The following is a 17,199-nucleotide window of genomic DNA, read 5'->3' as shown; positions in this document are numbered from 1 at the left end:
AGACTTTTCGGCAGACGTTTGACCGGACGGGGATGTCATATACAATCGCTGGACAGGTTTAGACGGCAGACAAACGCTTTTTGTGTGGGCACAGGCGATACATGGCAGCAGACAAACTTTCCGGAGAGCGCGACGACGGTGCGCCGACGCAGGCGAAGCGGCCGACTTATGTCGAGGTATCGAGCTCGATCGAGGCGGAAATCCGCAACGGCATGTACCCGCCGGGCAGCCGGCTGCCGCCGCAGCGCCAGCTCGCGACCGAGCTCGGCATCAACGTGTCGACCGTGTCGCGTGCATACAAGGAGCTGCAGCTGCGCGGCCTCGTGATCGGCAGCAAGCGGCGCGGGTCGCTCGTCACCGGCGGCGCGATGCCGAGCATTGAGCCGGCCCGTGCGTCGCTCGCGGCGGGCAACGGGGTGATTGACCTGACGGTGAACCGGCCGGCGACCGGCGAATTCCTGGCGAGCCTCGCGCAGACGTTCGGTACGCTGCCAGCCGATCCGCGTTTTGCATCGCTGCAGGAATACCAGCCGCCGCAGGGCCCCGACTGGGCGCGTGCGGCGGGCGCGCAATGGCTTGCCGCGCCCGGCTTCACGCCGTCCCCCGACCAGGTGGTCGTCACGAGCGGCGCGCAGCACGGGCTCTATGCGGTGCTCAACAGCCTGATCGGCACCGACGGCGTGATCGTCGCCGACCGGCTCACGTATTACGGCCTGAAGGCGCTCGCGCCGGTGTTCCAGTTCGAGATCGTCAGCGCGCCGGCGGACGACGACGGCTTGCTGCCCGACGAGATCGAGCGGATCTGCCAGCGCATGCCCGTCAAGGCGATCTTCGTCGTGCCGAACCTGCAGAACCCGACCGTGACGACGATGAGCCTCGCGCGCCGCATGGCGCTCGTCGACATCGCGCGCCGCCATCACGTGACGATCATCGAGGACGACGTGTACGGGCCGCTCGTGCGCGACCGGCTGCCGGCGATCGCGGGGTTGTGTCCCGAGCTCACGTTCCATATCGGCGCGACGTCGAAGATCCTCGCGCCCGGGCTGCGCCTCGGCTACCTGAGCTGTCCGCGCGACAGCGTCGCGCTGTGCGCGGAAGCGGTGCGGACCACCGCGTGGATGCCCGCGCCGATGTCGATGCTGATCGCGACGGTGTGGATCGAGAACGGCACCGCCGAGCGGATCACGAGCGCGCAGCTGGCGGAGATCCGCGCGCGCGTCGATCTTGCGCGCGAACTGCTGCCGGCCGGTCACCTGAAGTCGGATCCCGCGTGCATGTTCGTGTGGCTGCGCCTGCCGCCGCCGTGGCGGGCCGACGACTTCGCCGCGAACGCGAAGGCGCGCGGCGTGATCGTGATGCCGTCGTCGACGTTCGCGGTCGATCGCGCGGAAATCGAGCACGGCGTGCGCATCAACCTCGCTTGCCCGGCGACGCGCGACGAGCTCGTGAACGGGCTGCGGATTCTGGCCGGCACGCTGAAGGACCGACCGCGCGCGCTGTTCGGTTCGATCTGACGCGCGCCGCTCACGCCGGCAACCCCGCGATGGCGTCGACGATCCGCTGCAGCAGCGCCTCGTCGCAAGGCCACCACGGTGCCGCGTGCAACGGCTGCTGCTGCCGGTTTGCTGCCGGTATCGGGCAGGTCGACGTCGATCCTCACACCGGGCGCCGGCACGCAGCCTGAGCGCCTTGCGTCACGGGACGGAGCCGCATCTCGCCCCGGCCCCTTCATCCTCAAGACTCGCTGACCGCACGTGCGGCACGCCGCATCGTTCCGGTGCCATGTTCATGGCGGCACGGCATGGCCGGCCGGCGCCGACAGCGCTGCGCGTCGGATGGTTTTGCCTCCCGATCACCGTTCACCGCGCCAATTCCTAAGACGTACAGTTCGCTCGAAATCGCAAATTCGCGCCGAACTGTACTCTTGTGTGCGTATTCGATGTGTGTACCCCTCGCCAACTGTTCTGCTCTTAAGATTCCATCATCAAGTGCACAGTGCCGCAGGCCCAGACGTCACGGGCCTCCCGGCGCATTTTCAAAAGCGAGCCACTGCGATGGAAAAGGCAAAACCGGAGGGAGCAATCAGGCCGAACGACAGCCCGATCGGCGGGCAGCACACGCGCGGATCGGACGCGCACGGGACGGCGGCGCGCATGCGCAGGCCGGCGGGGAGCATGCGATGAAGCTCTACGAAAAACTCGCGGACGACATCGAGCGCCTGATCCGCCAGGGCGTGTACCGGCACGGCGACCGGATTCCGTCGGTGCGGCAGGCGAGCCAGCAGCACCGGATCAGCATCACGACCGTGCTGCATGCGTATCTGCTGCTCGAAAGCCGCGGGCTGCTGGAAAGCCGCCCGCAGTCGGGTTACTTCGTGAACCTGCGTCGCGACGACAATCACGCGCCGGTGCGCGAGCTGAGGCCGTCGAAGCCGATCGCGATCTCGTCGTCGGTCGACATGAGCCGGCTCGTGCTGTCGACGCTGCGCTCGATCGGCACGGACGATGCCGTGCCGCTCGGCTCGCCGTACCCGGACCCGAGCCTGTTTCCGTTCGAGAAGCTGAACCGGTATGCGTATGCGGCCGGCCGCGACAAGTCGCTGTGGGGCGTGACGGACGGGCTGCCGCCGGGCCATCCGCGCCTGATCCGGCAGATCGCGCGGCGCTACCTCGAGAACGGCATGTCGGTCGATCCGAACGAGATCATCGTGACGGTCGGCGCGACGGAGGCGATGAACCTGTGCCTGCAGGCGGTCGCGAAACCGGGCGACACGATCGCGGTGGAGTCGCCGACGTTCTACGCGATGCTGCACGCGATCGAGCGGATGGGGATGAAGGCGATCGAGGTCGCGACGCATCCGGAGTACGGAATCGACATCGCGGCGCTGGCGGCGATCGCGAAGTCGCAGCCGATCGCCGCATGCATGGTGATGCCGAACTTCCAGAATCCGCTCGGTTTCCAGATGCCCGACGAGCGCAAGCGCGAACTGGTTGAATTCGCAACGAAGGTCGACATGCCGATCATCGAGAACGGCGTGTACAACGAACTGTATTTCGGCGAATCGCATCCGAGCGCGCTGAAGTCCTACGATCGCAACGGGATCGTGCTGCATTGTGCGTCGTTCTCTAAGAGCCTCACGGCCGCCTACCGGATCGGCTGGGCATTGCCGGGCCGGTATCGCGATCAGGTCGAGAAGCTGAAGTTCCTGAACACGCTGGCGACGCCGTCGCTGCCGCAGCTTGCGATCGCCGAGTTTCTCGAACGCGACGGTTACGAGCATCACCTGCGGCGTTTGCGCAAGGCGTATGCGCAGCAGGCGAACCTGATGCGTGCGATGGTGTCGCGGTTCTTCCCGGAGGGCACGCGCATCTCGAGCCCGGCGGGTGGCTACGTGTTGTGGGTCGAGTTGCCGGCGCAGGTCGATGCGATGCGTTTGTACCAGCTCGCGCTGGAGCAGGGGATCACGATCGGCCCCGGCTACATGTTCTCGATCACCGACAACTACCGGAACTTCATCCGGCTGAACTACAGCAGCCCGTGGTCGCCGGAGATCGAGCAGGCGGTGATCGCGGTGGGGAAGCTGGCGGCGTCGTGCATGAAGTGAAGCGAAGGCCGGTGCGCGTCGCCTGCCCCGGCCTGTTCGATGCCGATATCCGGGCTGAACCGCGGGCCCGACCGTGGGCGCGTGGCGATCAACCGGCCTTCGTGCGCAGGAACGCCGACACGCGCGCGAGCCCTTGCTCGAGCACCGTCCGGCTGTCGGCGTAGCCGATCCGCACATAGCCTTCCATGTCGAGCGCGCTGCCCGGCGTGAACATCACGCCGGTTGCCTCGATCAGCGCCGTGTGACGCTGGACAGGAGCGCGTCGATCAGCGACTGCCGCGCGCAACGGCGAGCATCACCCCGAAGCCGACGAGCAGGACGCCAAAGGTGCGGTCGATCCAGTGACGTAAGGACAGCAAACGGTCACGGACCGCCTCGGCCGAGAAACAGACGGCCACCAGACTGAACCAGCCCGCGTGCGCCAGCGCGATGAACAGGCCGTAGCCGATCTGCACGAACAATGGCGTGTCGGGGCGGACGGCCTGCATGAACAGGCTGACGATGAACACGGTGGTTTTCGGATTCAGCGCGTTGGTCAGGAAACCGGTGCGCAGCGCCGCGCGATCCGACAGCGGCGCGGCCTGCGTCGCGGGCCGACCGTCAGCGGGTTTGGCCGCGAGCATCTTCGCGCCGAGGTAGATCAGGTAGATCGCGCCGACGAGCTTGACGGCATCGAAAAGCCACAGGGATTGACGGATCAGCAGGCCCACGCCGAGCAGCGTGTAGCTCACGTGTACCGTCACGCCCAGTCCGATCCCCCACGCGGTGAGCAAGCCCGACCGGCGCGACAGCATCAGGCTGTTGCGCGTGACCATCGCGAAATCCGGCCCGGGGCTGATGACGGCCAGCAGAGTAATGGTGACTATGACTATCCATTCCGTCATTGCATCGTCCTTTTGAAGTTCATCGTGATGCGTCAATATTATGGATCAACGTTCATCAGGAAAAACGATGATTTCTGACCAGAGTGGTGAGTCTGACTCACATGAAATTCGCGCCAATCTACCGTCGTTGATGGCCCTGCGCTGCTTCGAAGCGGCGGCGCGCCATGAGCATTTCAGCCGTGCCGCCGATGAACTGCATTTGACGCACGGCGCCGTCAGTCGCGCGGTGCGTCTGCTCGAAGACGATCTGGGGGTGGCGTTGTTCGAGCGGCGCAGTCGTCGTGTCTTTCTGACCGATGCGGGCCGCAAGCTGGCGCAGGCCGTCCACGACGGTCTGCATCTGATCAGACAGGCCGCGCATGAATTGCGGACCGAGGCGGCCCGTGCGCAGCGTTGGGTGCTGTCGTGCGAGCCCACGCTGCTGATGCGCTGGCTGATTCCGCGTTGGCCGGACTTCCAGGCGACTCATCCGGGCATCGATATCCATTTCGCCGCGGCGGGCGGCCCGTTCTCGTTCGACCACGGTATCGACATGGCGATCCGCCGCAACGACTTTGCGTGGCCCGACGGTTATCACGCCGAGAAGCTGTTCACGGAAAGCGTCGGTCCAGTGTGCCGGCCGGATAACGTAGAGACGTGGTTTTCCGGCAGTCGCGACGGTCGCGCGTTGAAGCGGGGCGCGCCACGACTGCATACCCGGACGCGGCCGGACGCATGGAAGGAATGGGCGGTGGCCGCGCATCAGCCGGCGGGTGGCGGACGCGGGCAGGTGTTCGACCATTTCTATTTCAGCCTTCAGGCGGCTGTTGCGGGGCTGGGTGTCGCGATCGGTCCGTGGCATCTCGTGCGCGACGACCTCGAAAGCGGTGTCCTGGTCGCGCCGATGGGTTTCGTCGAAGACGGCTCGCATTATTGTCTGCTGACGCCGGAGCCTGTGAAGGACGGCAGCGCGCAGTCGGATCTGCTCGACTGGTTGAGGACGATGGCCTGACGTGTGAGCCGGATCGTTGCGCGATGCCGGCGACACAAAAAAAGGTTCATCGCGGATTACCGGGGAACGCGGCGCGGATCTTGAGGAAGAAGTATTCCTCGTCGCGGTATCCGTAGACCCGACGCTTGATGACCTTGATGGTGTTGTTGATGCCTTCGACGACGCTGGTATTGAGCGGATGGCGGCAGCGAGTCACGATTCCGTGCCAGTAGCCCTGCAAGCGCTCGGCGAACTTTTGCAGGGCGGCGATCCCGCTTTGTTGAGCCTGCTCGAACCATTGTTCCCAAGCCTTTTGTGCCCAGGCTGGCTTTCGGTAGAACCAGAGCCGCTTGAGTTCGTCGCGTAACACGTAGACGCATAACAGCGACTGATTGGCCGCCAGCAATTCCTTCAGGTGCACGGCTTGATCCGGCTTGAGGTTGTGGCGATTACGCAGCAACAACCAGCGGCTGGACTTCAGAACCTTGCGGGCCGGCTTGTCATGTCGGAGTTGATTGGCCTGGTCCACTCGCACCCGATCGATCACTTCGCGGCCGTACTTGGCCACGACGTGGTACAGATCGAAGACGATTTCCGCCTGCGGACACTGTTCCCTGATTTCCACCTCATAGGCCGTGGTCATGTCGATCGCCACCGCTTCGATACGCTTGGCAACGCCTTCGGGAAGCTGCTCGAAGAAGGCACGGGCAGTCTCGCGTGAGCGTCCCTGTCCGATCCAGAGCACCTGCCGGCTCATCGGCTCGACCACTACCGTGGCGTAGCGATGCCCTTTATGCAGCGCGAATTCGTCCATCGCCAGATAGCGGATCGTTGACCAGTCGGGCTCGCTCACGCGCGCCCGCAGGCGCATCTTGTCGATCGATTTGACCGTGTGCCAGCCCAGGTCGTAGAAGGCCGCCACCGCCTGCACGCTGGCCGCTTGCAGCAGCTTCTCGCAGGCCTTGGCGAAGCGCTCCGTCACTCGCTGGTAGCGGCCCAGCCACGCCAGCTTCTCCAGTCGCGGGCCGCCGCAGCTCTCGCACCAGACCCGACGACGGGGAACGTGCAGCACCACCCGGTACTCGAACAGCGGCAGGTCACGCACCCGGCGAACCGTTGTTTCGTGGATCTGTTGGCAGCGTGCCCCACATTGCTCGCAGTACATGATCTTGCTGACCGGCTTTAAATACAGCGACAGCGTGCGGCCTTCGCCTTCCGGCCATTCCACACGCTCCAGCCGGTAACCCGTCCAGCAGCCCAGTGCCTGCAGTGCCTTGCGATCGAGCAATTGCTTCTCCTGACGTCCTTAAAGTCAGGCGTCAGGTTACGCAATCGCCTTCAAACCCTCCACGGTTTCCTACGATGAACCCAAAAAAAATGGTTCATCGCGGATTTCCGGGGGAACACCGGGGAGGAGCGTCGGCGTTCGGCCATGAAGCGCCGTTCGCCTGCATGCACATTCGGACACTCGAGCGACCGCTCCAGTCGGCAAACGGCCGTTCCGATGAGAATGATTCAGATTCCGTCATCTGCCAAAGCGCTCCTGACCTGCACTCAGGGTGTTCAGAACCCGGTGAATTCTCAACCCGACGGATTGGTGCTGCGGCGACATGCTACGATCAACGCGATCCGACTTTCATCCCGACGCACAATGACGACAATGTATGAATTGCTCGGTGTGTGCGAGAACGCGACCAACGAGGAAATCAAGCGAGGCTACCGAAAGGCGGCGATGAAAGCGCATCCCGACCGCAACGTCGGGTGCGAAGCGGACGCGCATGCGCGATTTCAGGAGATAAAGGAGGCATACGCGATTCTCTCGGACCCGGAGCTGCGCCGCGTCTATGACACCGCTTACGCAGAGGAAATGCTCCGTCACGCACGGCTTCGCGAAGAAGAGGAGCGCTTGAACGCGGAGCGCGAAGCGGAATATGCGCGGTTCGTGGCATGTGCGATGCGCTTCGCCGAGCAAGGGCACAACCGCGACGTCGTGTTCGGTGTTCTGCTCGGCCGTGATTGCGATGTTCAACTCGCCGAGCGCATTGCCGGCAGCGTGGTCGAGTTGCATGCGTCGCGCCAGCCGGGCGCCTCGCGGGACGGGGAGCGTGATGAGCAGATGCCGCAATGCGACGAGAGGGCGACACAGGCGGCATCGGCGCAGGCGCCAAAGAGCGACGCGCGAAGGAGTGGCGAACACGCGCATACGGACTTTTTCAGCGCTCTCTGGCACGGCGTGTTCGGGCTGCGCCGGTGAGCCTTGGTGTGTGACCAGTTCTGCGAACGCAGAACTCGACCGCGATCGGTGCCATCTTCGGGGGCGGTTTTTTGATCGACTGCTTCATGAATTGACGGCTAATTGGGCAGTATTCGGCCATCAAGCGCCCTTCACTTGGAACGCAGCCCAGTCATTCCGGCGTCGGCTGTGCCTTGGAAACGGCCAGTCAGTCCGCTGATCTGATAGAAATTTTGAGGGTGCGGTGTGCAGCTCCGTCTGTTCGATCCCGTCGCAGTAGGTGCGGTGCCTTCCTAAGCTTGTGCCTGCCCGCCACCTCCATCTAACCTGCGCGCCATGCCAGGCAAGGGTGCGCAACCAGGCAGGACGCATTGCTTCGTCTGCAGAACGGGCCGCCTAGTGGAACGGTTACAAGATAAGTATTGACGCTGGCACCACCCGGCGGGTACCGTTTCGTTCGAAGTTCAAGAAGTTCGATTGCTGTTCATCAATTGCTCGCTCCTCAGCGGTATTCGTTGTCCTCTCCCTCCTTGAAGCTTCACACACTCTTTAACAGAGTAAATCTTCGTATTTTTCCTCAAGGATTCTTCATGGATACCGGCACCGTTAAGTGGTTCAACGACAGCAAAGGCTTTGGCTTCATCACCCCGGACAAGGGCGGCGACGACCTGTTCGCTCACTTTTCCGAAATCAGGGGCGACGGCTTCAAGACGCTGGCTGAAAATCAGAAGGTGAGCTTCGAAACGAAGCAAGGCCCGAAGGGACTGCAAGCGGCTAACATCAAGCCGCTGTAAAGTTGAAGGGTCCGGCCTCCCGCGACGGATGCCGGGTTGCAGCGACACCCTCGCGGAGCTTTGCCTCCCTCAGTTGGCGCGATCGGTCCTGGTTGGCATCTGTTTATTGAGCAGCTTGCCGAGCGCCATACGCCTCGTCGCACCTCATTCTCCCCTCAGGTTTCAACGCCATTTTTCGCTTTTCGACTGCTTCAGAATTCGGCTCGAATGGCTTTGAATCGGCGCACCCGTGCACTTTTCGCACGGCATGCGCGCACTCAAATATCATTAAAATTAAAATGCAGAACAAACAAATTCAACAATACAACGGCTATGCCGTCCAACCTTCGGCGCATTGTTTGCCCGACGGTAGCTTTTCATCCAACCTGCTGCTCGAACGCATCGATAGTGCGCGAGCCGAAGGCCGCTACTGGTTCTATTCGCTCGATTACTTCAAGAGTGAAGATCAGGCGTTGCAGCACTCGACCCACTGGGCACGCAACTGGGTCGACACGCGCGGTTAAAGACGACGCCACGGCTCGAAACTCACAACGCATCTGAGGCACCCGGGTAGATGCAACAAGCGCGCCCAAACATCACGCGGGATCCCGAACTGCGCATCGCCGGCACGCATGGCTGACAACACCCCTTCCTTCTGGCCCCGCCGATAGTGGCGGGGCAGATGGCGGCCTTCGGTTACAATACGGGACTAGTTCGCTTCGCACAGCATCGAAAAGACGCGTGTTGGTTGGTCGCGTATCTTCCTTTGATTGGTAGTCCAGTGAGGCCAGCGGTAACAGTGCTCGCTGGACTGTACGCCCCAACTCGCATCAGACCGGTATTGCGAGCCGCTGTGTCTGACCAATCCCCTCGCGTACCTACCTGTGCCACGACGCTGCGTGCACATCCACATCACCATTGGCCATTGCTGCCGGATGTCAACAAAGGAAAAAATTGACTACCGTAATTCTGAAACCCGACGAGCCCGTGGAAGTTGCATTACGCCGTTTCCGTCGCGCTATCGAGCGCACCGGCTTAATTCCAGAGCTTCGTGCCCGGACAGCCTATGAAAAACCTACGGCAGAACGGAAACGCAAAAAGGCTGCTGCAGTGGCACGCGTGCGCAAGCAGATCAAACGGTCGTTGCCGCCGAAAAAGCGGTACTGACCGGGAACTGCCGGGCAGCCATGCTGAAGCGGCCGTCTAGTGCCCAGCCGAGCGTCTCGCGTAACCTCCGCATTGGGGGAACAGGCAACCAGGGCCCTTGCGACGTCACAGAGTAGTTAACAATCGCAGTTGGTGCTCGGTCTCATTTCCTTGAACCAGGGTGTAGAAACACGGGCACTGACGTTCGGTCATTGAGAAGCCTTCGATTTCGGCGAAGCTATCCCAAAGCACGTCCTCGATGGACGTCAGCTTGCCGCGCGCCTTGGCGAACGCGCACAATTGGCGACTCGCTTCGCGGCGAAGCAACCGGCGATCAGCATTCAAGACGTAGGGCGCGCAACCAGTTCGAATAACCAGATAATGAGGCACGGAATGTCGGTCGATTCTCATTTGCTGCTCCGGCTTCGTCCGGCCTTCATCGTATGAGCGGCTTGTTCTGACCGTTTCCGACTGCCGTTCGATCTGATTGAGCGTCCGCCCGAAACGAATTGTCGCGTGGGCGGGGGGGCAGCGCCGATATCGGGCCGTGCTTGCTGTATCCCCTACAGGCCGTATCGACACAGCGACGATCCGTGTCTTCTGTGCGTTACGTCATTGCCGACGTGGCCCCGGACCGCAGCCACTTCGCGCTGGCGTTGCCGCGCAACGGCAGTTGCCTTCTTACGCTTGCGTTCGGCCGTCGGTTTTTCATAAGCCATCCGCGCTCGCAGTTCCTTCACCAAACCGGTATTTTCAATGGCCGCTGCGGAAGCGGCGCAGCGCGACTTCGAGCGGTTCATTTAGCTTGGGAGTTGGTCGTCAAATCAATCCTTGCGCTCGCCTCGAACGACGTAGTCGGCCTCAGATACGAACGTGTGGAGGATTTTCGTCGCTGTTGGTGCGTGAGCTAGTTACAAGTCGGCAACGGATGCGCCATTCACTTTTCCGTCGATGATTTCTCTGCCTCGCTGATAGGCGGTCCTTCTGGCTACTCCGAAGTCGGAGACGGCGTCCTCCAACTGGAGCCGAAACACACGGCTACCGTGTGGCCCGACCCCGGCTCGACAAATGCGTACCGCAACGTCATAGCCTTCCGCGTACCTGGAATGCGCATCAAAACGGGTGAACGGGCGCGAAAATACCAACGGATAAAGTTCGAACCCCTTGTAGATGCTCGGTTGTAGAGTCGACATGACAATTTTCTCCGACAAGGGGATACCTGACTATACACGCCTTTTGTCGCGCGAAAAGACCGACGCATCGACGACGCTAGGACCCTTGTGCCCAGTCATTTGAACGGCTGATTGTCCCTAGAAGCTGCCCTTGAGCGGGCCGCTGAGCGAGTGGCAGAGATGGGTCGGCTCCGGCCAACCGAGTCGGTCGGTAGCCGGCCAATTGCGGACGCCGGCCGGTTCCCTCGCATAGGCATTCGAATGTCGCGCGCGCCGAGAAGGCGGACTTTCGCGCGAACGCCGTATCCGGATACTGTTGGCATTTCCAGATCGGTCCCAGGCAGAGTCAATGGCCGGCCCGAGTCGCCATAATGTCTGTGCGCCACGGTGCGGAATGATCACGCACTCACTGAACCTGAATGCGCGAACATGGCGGACGCATGTTCTGGATGAGCTGTCAATTCGTCACCGGCGTGGCGCCTGCCCAATTTCCGTCATTTCGGTCCCAAGGGGGCACGCCACCGAACGCATCGACCAGGTAATCGATCATGACGCGCACTCTGGCACTCAGATGCCGACGGCTCGGATACAGCGCGAGTATGTCGATATCCGGCAAGCGGTACTCAGGCAACACATGAACGAGCCGACCTTCGCGGAGATCGTTGCCGATCAGGAAAGTGGGCTGCCAGATCAAGCCGTGTCCGGCGAGGGCGGCTGTGCGTGCCGTATCGCCGTTGTTGGTATGCATGTGACAGTCGACCTTCACCGAGTGAAGCTTGCCGCGCGCGTCGATCAGTTGCCAGTCGTCGCCCGTGGCCGCATACGTATAGCCGATACAGCGGTGCCCGACCAGGTCCGCTGGACCTGCCGGAACGCCGAAACGAGCCAGATAGGCCGGCGACGCACACAGGATGTTTTGCGACGTCGCCAGTTTGCGGGCCGCATGACTGGTCGAACCGGCGCGTGAGATACGAATGGCGAGATCGTAGCCTTCATCCACGATATCGACGACGCGGTCGATCAGGCCAACGTCGAGCTCGATTCCCGGGTATTTCCGCATGAACTCAGGCCACAACGGCGCCAGATACAAAATGCCGAAGCTTACGGGGGCATTGATGCGTAGCCGTCCGCGCGGCTCGACTGACGCCGATGACACCAGACCCTCGGTCTCGGCAACGTCGTCGAGGATCGACTTGCAACGGGCGTAAAGCGTCTCGCCGCCCTCGGTAAGAGAAAGCGTGCGCGACGAGCGATTCAACAAGCGCGTGCCGAGATGTGCCTCCAGTTCATTCACATAACGGGTGACATTAGCGGGCGACTTGCCGAGCGCGTCCGCGGCGCGCGCGAAGCCGCCCCGGCTCACCACCGTCACGAAAACCTCGAAGGCGCGCAGGCGATCCATCAAACACCTCGGTTCATTCACAAAAGCTGAATGATAGAACCATATTTTCTACCTTTCTACTATCAGAACTGAAGCCTATATTGCTTTCCACGGGCCAACGCATAGGGCACTGGCCGATGAAGTCCATCAGGAGATTGACAATGCAACGCTTGACAGACAAGGTCGCGATCGTCACGGGTGCCAGCGCAGGAATTGGCCGTGCGACTGCAAAGCTGTTCGCGAAGGAAGGCGCCAAGGTGGTCCTCGCGGCGCGGCGCGCGGCGGAACTTGAAACGCTCGCTGCGGAGATCGTCAGCGAAGGCGGCGAAGCCGCATATCTGGCGGGTGACGTGCAATCGGAGGACTTCGCGAAGGCGCTGGTCGCGCTCGCGGTGAGCCGCTTCGGCCGCCTGGACATTGCCTACAACAACGCCGGTACGCTCGGCGAGATGGGGCCGAGCACCGGTATTTCCGAAGCAGGCTGGAATGCCGCGCTGTCGACCAACCTGACGAGCGCCTTCCTTGGCGCGAAACATCAGATTCCGGAAATGGTGAAGCAAGGCGGCGGATCGATCATCTTCACGTCGACGTTCGTCGGTTACTCGTTCGCGTTTCCCGGCACCGCGGCCTACGCGGCGAGCAAGGCCGGCCTGATCGGCTTGACGCAGGCACTGGCTGCCGAATATGGCGCGCAAGGCGTGCGCGTGAACGCGGTGTTGCCGGGCGCCGTCGACACGGACATGTATCGCGGTATGAACGACACCCACGAATCGCAGGCCTTCGTCACGGGCCTGCATGCGCTCAAGCGCGTTGCAAAGCCGGAGGAACTTGCCCGGTCGGTGCTCTATCTCGCGTCAAACGATTCGTCATTTGTGACCGGTACGGCATCACTCGTCGACGGTGGCGCGTCCATTACCCGGACGTGATCTCTCTCCGCAGTCGGCATCTGATTCATACGAGGCGATGCCGCCAGTTTTACTCCACTCATGCAAAAAGGAAACGACTCGTGAACCTGAATCTGCAAGGCAAACTCGCATTGGTAAGCGGCAGCACCGCAGGCATTGGCTTCGCTATCGCCAGCACGTTGGCGCGGGAGGGCGCGCGCGTGATCGTGAATGGCCGCTCGCAGTCATCGGTGAATGACGTGGTCGCACAGCTAAAAGCCGAGACGGGCAGCGATGTATCGGGTTTTGCAGGCGATCTTGGCACAGCTGCGGCGGCCGATGAACTCGCAACGCGCTATCCGGACGTCGAAATCCTCGTCAACAACCTCGGTATCTTCGAGCCTAAACCGTTCGAGGAGATCCCCGATGCCGACTGGTCGCGTTTCTTCGACGTCAACGTGTTGAGCGGTGTACGCCTCGCTCGCCTGTTTCTGCCCGCGATGAAGCGTGCCAACTGGGGGCGCATTATTTTCATTTCGAGCGAAAGCGGCGTGCAGATTCCAGCCGAAATGATCCACTATGGGATGACGAAAGCCGCGCAGATTGCCGTGTCGCGCGGGCTCGCCGAAGCCGTTGCCGGCACTGGCATTACAGTCAATAGCGTGCTGCCGGGGCCGACGAAATCGCGTGGCGTGGGCGAGTTCGTGGAGGCTCTTGCAAGCGCCGACGGCAAATCGTTTGAAGCGTTCGAACAGGAGTTCTTCGAGAGGGTCCGCCCCACATCGCTCATCAAGCGATTCGGTTCGCCGCAGGAGGTTGCGTCGCTCGTGGCCTATATCGCCAGTCCGCTTTCATCGGCCACAACGGGAGCCGCGTTGCGAGCCGATGGGGGCGTTATAAAGAGCGCCTTTTAAAACCCCGGCCGACAGCAGCACGGTCACATCGGGACATTGACCGAGACAACTTTGGAAACCTCGGCCCAATGCACCCGCGGGCCGCTATACCCCACGAAACGGCCATTGATGCCACGCGATCGTGAACGGCCGTTGCGGCAAGCGACGTCCACGGAAATTCACGAAGAACCAAAAAAAATGGCGCCGCAGGCATTCAGCCTGCGGCGCCATTGCGTGTCGCCACGACGGGTACGACCCGCCGCGGCTCGACCGCATGCTTAGATCTGCACGGTGTCGGCGACTGCCTTGAAGTCTTCGATCTGGTCGAAGTTCATGTACTTGTAGATCTTGTCGCCATTGGCATTGAGCACGCCCATGTCGGCCATGTACTCGTCCTTGGTCGGGATCTTGCCCAGACGCGAGCAGATCGCCGCCAGTTCCGCCGAGCCGAGGTACACGTTCGTGTTCTTGCCCAGGCGGTTCGGGAAGTTGCGGGTCGACGTCGACATCACCGTCGCGCCTTCGCGCACCTGTGCCTGGTTGCCCATGCACAGCGAGCAGCCCGGCATTTCGGTGCGGGCGCCGGCCGTGCCGAACACGCCGTAGTGACCTTCTTCCGTCAGCTGCTTCTGGTCCATCTTGGTCGGCGGCGCGACCCACAGCTTGACCGGAATGTCGCGCTTGCCTTCCAGCAGCTTCGACGCGGCACGGAAGTGACCGATGTTGGTCATGCACGAGCCGATGAACACTTCGTCGATCGTGGCGCCGGCGACGTCGGACAGCGTCTTCACGTCGTCCGGGTCGTTCGGGCACGCAACGATCGGCTCGTGGATGTCGGCCAGGTCGATCTCGATGACGGCCGCGTATTCGGCATCGGCATCCGGCGACAGCAGTTGCGGGTCGGCCAGCCACTGCTCCATCGCCGCGATACGGCGCTGCAGGCTGCGCGGATCCTGATAGCCCTGCGCGATCATCCACTTCAGCAGCGTGATGTTGCTGTTCAGGTACTCGATGATCGGTTCCTTGTTCAGGTGCACCGTGCAACCGGCTGCCGAACGCTCGGCCGACGCATCCGACAGTTCGAACGCTTGCTCGACCTTCAGGTCGGGCAGGCCTTCGATTTCGAGGATGCGGCCCGAGAAGATGTTCTTCTTGCCTTGCTTGGCGACCGTCAGCATGCCCTGCTTGATCGCGTACAGCGGAATCGCGTTGACCAGGTCACGCAGCGTGACGCCCGGCTGCATCGTGCCCTTGAAGCGGACCAGCACCGATTCCGGCATGTCCAGCGGCATCGTGCCGGTGGCGGCCGCGAACGCGACCAGGCCCGAGCCTGCCGGGAAGCTGATGCCGATCGGGAAGCGCGTGTGCGAGTCGCCGCCGGTGCCGACGGTGTCGGGCAGCAGCATGCGGTTCAGCCACGAGTGGATCACGCCGTCGCCCGGACGCAGCGCGATGCCGCCACGGGTGCTGATGAAGTTCGGCAGCGTCTGGTGCGTCTTCACGTCGACCGGCTTCGGATAGGCGGCGGTGTGGCAGAACGACTGCATCACGAGATCGGCCGAGAAGCCGAGGCACGCCAGATCCTTCAGTTCGTCGCGGGTCATCGGGCCCGTGGTGTCCTGCGAGCCGACCGAGGTCATCTTCGGTTCGCAGTACGTGCCCGGACGCACGCCCTGGCCTTCCGGCAGACCGCATGCGCGGCCGACCATCTTCTGCGCGAGCGAGAAGCCCTTGCCGCTGTCGGCTGGCTGGTGCGGAAGGCGGAACAGCGTCGACGGCGCGAGGCCCAGCGCTTCACGCGCCTTCGCGGTCAGGCCGCGGCCGATGATCAGCGGAATGCGGCCGCCGGCGCGCACTTCGTCGAACAGCACGTCGGACTTGACCTGGAATTCGGCGATCACGTTGCCGTCCTTCAGCGCCTTGCCGTCGTACGGGCGCAGTTCGACCACGTCGCCCATTTCCATTTGCGACACGTCGAGCTCGATCGGCAGCGCGCCGGCATCTTCCATCGTGTTGTAGAAGATCGGGGCGATCTTGCCGCCGAGGCACACGCCACCGAAGCGCTTGTTCGGAACGAACGGGATGTCTTCGCCGGTGAACCACAGCACCGAGTTGGTGGCCGACTTGCGCGAGGAGCCGGTGCCGACCACGTCGCCCACGTAGGCGACCAGGTGGCCCTTTTCCTTCAGCGATTCGATGAACTTGACCGGGCCGCGTTTGCCGTCTTCTTCCGGCGTGATGCCGGGGCGCGCGTTCTTCAGCATCGCGAGCGCGTGCATCGGGATGTCCGGGCGGGTGGTGGCGTCCGGCGCTGGCGACAGGTCGTCGGTGTTGGTTTCGCCCGTGACCTTGAACACGGTGATGGTCAGGCTTTCCGGCACTTCCGGACGGCTCGTGAACCATTCGGCGTCGGCCCAGCTCTGCAGCACGGCCTTCGCGTGCGCGTTGCCCTTGTCGGCGAGTTCCTTCACGTCATGGAACTGGTCGAACATCAGCAGGGTTTTCTTCAGCGCGTCGGCCGCGACGGCCGCGACGGCTTCGTCGGACAGCAGCTCGATCAGCGGCTGGATGTTGTAGCCGCCCAGCATCGTGCCGAGCAGTTCGGTCGCGCGTTCGCGCGAGATCAGCGGGCAGGCCGTCTCGCCCTTCGCGACGGCGGCCAGGAAGCCGGCCTTCACGCGGGCGGCTTCGTCGACGCCGGCGGGGACGCGGTAGGTGATCAGGTCGAGCAGCGTCTGCTCTTCGCCTGCGGGCGGGTTCGCCAGCAGTTCCACCAGTTCGGCGGTTTGCTGAGCCGTCAGCGGCAGGGGGGGAATACCGAGCGCGGCGCGGGCGGCCACGTGAGCACGAAAGTTTTCAAGCATGGGGGGACCTGCTGAGATTGCGTTTCAGGGGAAGGGCTTTCCAGGCACGCCGAGGCTGCTGTTCCGGACACTGCTTCACTGCTTGGACGGGATTCTAATCGCAATATAGTGAAGCGTCAAATGTCTTATGTCTTATATAAGAGTTGCCGATCCGGCATGGGATGGCCGGTTGCGCGGCGCGGCGCGATCGGCGGGCTGAACACGATGGCGTGTGCGGGAGCCTCGGCGCCGTGGGCTGCGCGGGCATGCTGGCAACTGCGGGTGGAGGCGGGAAGATGGCACGGCAAGCTGCCGGGCCCGGGACCCGCGGCGCCCGTCGACGTCGCGCGGGCCCCGCAGGGTACGGATTCCACCATGCGGAAAGGCGGGCGCGGGTCCTCGATGGCCTGCGCATC

The 17,199-nt window shown here is 62.8% G+C and carries 16 protein-coding genes and 1 pseudogene; 9 read left to right on the top strand and 8 right to left on the bottom strand.

Annotated elements, in window-relative coordinates:
* The first annotated feature begins 101 nt into the window (after positions 1-101).
* Positions 102-1,514, top strand: a complete 1,413-nt coding sequence (locus tag DIE23_RS16330) for a PLP-dependent aminotransferase family protein (protein WP_124613081.1) — start codon at positions 102-104, stop codon at positions 1,512-1,514.
* Between the two features lie 665 nt (positions 1,515-2,179).
* Positions 2,180-3,604, top strand: coding sequence for a PLP-dependent aminotransferase family protein (locus DIE23_RS16325; RefSeq protein ID WP_124613080.1), 1,425 nt, complete (start codon positions 2,180-2,182; stop codon positions 3,602-3,604).
* Between the two features lie 88 nt (positions 3,605-3,692).
* Here DIE23_RS16325 and DIE23_RS16320 read toward each other — a convergent pair whose 3' ends face one another.
* Together DIE23_RS16320 and DIE23_RS16315 are read right to left on the bottom strand one after the other, a co-directional pair.
* The gene (locus DIE23_RS16320; RefSeq protein ID WP_260436083.1) at positions 3,693-3,821 is read right to left on the bottom strand and encodes a hypothetical protein; all 129 of its coding nucleotides are present in this window, start codon (positions 3,819-3,821) and stop codon (positions 3,693-3,695) included.
* Positions 3,822-3,870: 49 nt separating this feature from the next.
* Positions 3,871-4,488 carry a LysE family translocator gene (locus DIE23_RS16315; protein ID WP_124613145.1) on the bottom strand — a complete coding sequence of 206 codons (618 nt, stop codon included), beginning with the start codon at positions 4,486-4,488 and terminating at the stop codon, positions 3,871-3,873.
* A gap of 67 nt (positions 4,489-4,555) precedes the next feature.
* Between DIE23_RS16315 and DIE23_RS16310 the strand changes: the two genes are divergently transcribed.
* Positions 4,556-5,479, top strand: a complete 924-nt coding sequence (locus DIE23_RS16310) for a LysR family transcriptional regulator (protein ID WP_124613079.1) — start codon at positions 4,556-4,558, stop codon at positions 5,477-5,479.
* A 46-nt stretch (positions 5,480-5,525) separates the two neighbouring features.
* Here the strand turns inward: DIE23_RS16310 and DIE23_RS16305 are convergent, their stop codons facing one another.
* Positions 5,526-6,746, bottom strand: coding sequence for an ISL3 family transposase (locus DIE23_RS16305; RefSeq protein ID WP_124613078.1), 1,221 nt, complete (start codon positions 6,744-6,746; stop codon positions 5,526-5,528).
* Positions 6,747-7,109: 363 nt separating this feature from the next.
* On the opposite strand from DIE23_RS16305, the gene DIE23_RS16295 reads away from it, so the two are divergent.
* The 4 genes from DIE23_RS16295 to rpsU (DIE23_RS16280) all read left to right on the top strand — a co-directional run bounded on the left by DIE23_RS16295 (position 7,110) and on the right by rpsU (DIE23_RS16280) (position 9,631).
* On the top strand, positions 7,110-7,712 hold the full coding sequence (locus tag DIE23_RS16295) for a J domain-containing protein (protein ID WP_124613144.1): 603 nt from the start codon (positions 7,110-7,112) through the stop codon (positions 7,710-7,712).
* A gap of 569 nt (positions 7,713-8,281) precedes the next feature.
* The gene (locus tag DIE23_RS16290; protein WP_008919208.1) at positions 8,282-8,485 is read left to right on the top strand and encodes a cold-shock protein; all 204 of its coding nucleotides are present in this window, start codon (positions 8,282-8,284) and stop codon (positions 8,483-8,485) included.
* Positions 8,486-8,763: 278 nt separating this feature from the next.
* A complete protein-coding gene (locus DIE23_RS16285) occupies positions 8,764-8,988 on the top strand; it encodes a hypothetical protein (protein WP_124613077.1) in 225 nt (74 codons plus the stop codon).
* 430 nt (positions 8,989-9,418) lie between these two features.
* Complete coding sequence (gene rpsU, locus DIE23_RS16280) at positions 9,419-9,631, top strand: 30S ribosomal protein S21 (protein ID WP_124613076.1); 213 nt, start codon at positions 9,419-9,421, stop codon at positions 9,629-9,631.
* A 105-nt stretch (positions 9,632-9,736) separates the two neighbouring features.
* Here the strand turns inward: rpsU (DIE23_RS16280) and DIE23_RS16275 are convergent, their stop codons facing one another.
* The 4 genes and pseudogenes from DIE23_RS16275 to DIE23_RS16260 form a co-directional block, all read right to left on the bottom strand.
* Complete coding sequence (locus tag DIE23_RS16275; protein WP_124613075.1) at positions 9,737-10,021, bottom strand: hypothetical protein; 285 nt, start codon at positions 10,019-10,021, stop codon at positions 9,737-9,739.
* Positions 10,022-10,173: 152 nt separating this feature from the next.
* Positions 10,174-10,390 (bottom strand): annotated as a pseudogene (gene rpsU, locus DIE23_RS16270) (30S ribosomal protein S21).
* 131 nt (positions 10,391-10,521) lie between these two features.
* Positions 10,522-10,803 carry a hypothetical protein gene (locus DIE23_RS40190; RefSeq protein ID WP_124613074.1) on the bottom strand — a complete coding sequence of 94 codons (282 nt, stop codon included), beginning with the start codon at positions 10,801-10,803 and terminating at the stop codon, positions 10,522-10,524.
* Positions 10,804-11,239: 436 nt separating this feature from the next.
* A complete protein-coding gene (locus DIE23_RS16260) occupies positions 11,240-12,184 on the bottom strand; it encodes a LysR family transcriptional regulator (RefSeq protein WP_124613073.1) in 945 nt (314 codons plus the stop codon).
* A 140-nt stretch (positions 12,185-12,324) separates the two neighbouring features.
* On the opposite strand from DIE23_RS16260, the gene DIE23_RS16255 reads away from it, so the two are divergent.
* On the top strand, positions 12,325-13,089 hold the full coding sequence (locus DIE23_RS16255; RefSeq protein WP_124613072.1) for an SDR family oxidoreductase: 765 nt from the start codon (positions 12,325-12,327) through the stop codon (positions 13,087-13,089).
* 80 nt (positions 13,090-13,169) lie between these two features.
* Positions 13,170-13,961, top strand: a complete 792-nt coding sequence (locus DIE23_RS16250) for an SDR family NAD(P)-dependent oxidoreductase (protein WP_124599868.1) — start codon at positions 13,170-13,172, stop codon at positions 13,959-13,961.
* 257 nt (positions 13,962-14,218) lie between these two features.
* Here the strand turns inward: DIE23_RS16250 and acnB are convergent, their stop codons facing one another.
* Complete coding sequence (gene acnB / locus DIE23_RS16245) at positions 14,219-16,804, bottom strand: bifunctional aconitate hydratase 2/2-methylisocitrate dehydratase (protein WP_124613071.1); 2,586 nt, start codon at positions 16,802-16,804, stop codon at positions 14,219-14,221.
* Positions 16,805-17,199: the final 395 nt, after the last annotated feature.

The sequence above is a fragment of the Burkholderia sp. Bp9143 genome, from assembly GCF_003853645.1.
Classification (GTDB): Bacteria; Pseudomonadota; Gammaproteobacteria; order Burkholderiales; family Burkholderiaceae; genus Burkholderia.
Note: the sequence above shows the minus strand (reverse complement) of the source record. Positions and strands in the feature narration are given on the sequence as shown.

Bases quoted from the DNA above. Each gene is read 5' to 3' on its own strand.
- DIE23_RS16275 (WP_124613075.1), bottom strand. From the start codon at position 10,021: ATGAGAATCGACCGACATTCCGTGCCTCATTATCTGGTTATTCGAACT.
- DIE23_RS16315 (WP_124613145.1), bottom strand. From the start codon at position 4,488: ATGACGGAATGGATAGTCATAGTCACCATTACTCTGCTGGCCGTCATC.
- DIE23_RS40190 (WP_124613074.1), bottom strand. From the start codon at position 10,803: ATGTCGACTCTACAACCGAGCATCTACAAGGGGTTCGAACTTTATCCG.
- DIE23_RS16290 (WP_008919208.1), top strand. From the start codon at position 8,282: ATGGATACCGGCACCGTTAAGTGGTTCAACGACAGCAAAGGCTTTGGC.
- DIE23_RS16325 (WP_124613080.1), top strand. From the start codon at position 2,180: ATGAAGCTCTACGAAAAACTCGCGGACGACATCGAGCGCCTGATCCGC.
- acnB (WP_124613071.1), bottom strand. From the start codon at position 16,804: ATGCTTGAAAACTTTCGTGCTCACGTGGCCGCCCGCGCCGCGCTCGGT.
- DIE23_RS16285 (WP_124613077.1), top strand. From the start codon at position 8,764: ATGCAGAACAAACAAATTCAACAATACAACGGCTATGCCGTCCAACCT.
- DIE23_RS16330 (WP_124613081.1), top strand. From the start codon at position 102: ATGGCAGCAGACAAACTTTCCGGAGAGCGCGACGACGGTGCGCCGACG.
- DIE23_RS16295 (WP_124613144.1), top strand. From the start codon at position 7,110: ATGACGACAATGTATGAATTGCTCGGTGTGTGCGAGAACGCGACCAAC.
- DIE23_RS16260 (WP_124613073.1), bottom strand. From the start codon at position 12,184: ATGGATCGCCTGCGCGCCTTCGAGGTTTTCGTGACGGTGGTGAGCCGG.
- DIE23_RS16310 (WP_124613079.1), top strand. From the start codon at position 4,556: ATGATTTCTGACCAGAGTGGTGAGTCTGACTCACATGAAATTCGCGCC.
- DIE23_RS16255 (WP_124613072.1), top strand. From the start codon at position 12,325: ATGCAACGCTTGACAGACAAGGTCGCGATCGTCACGGGTGCCAGCGCA.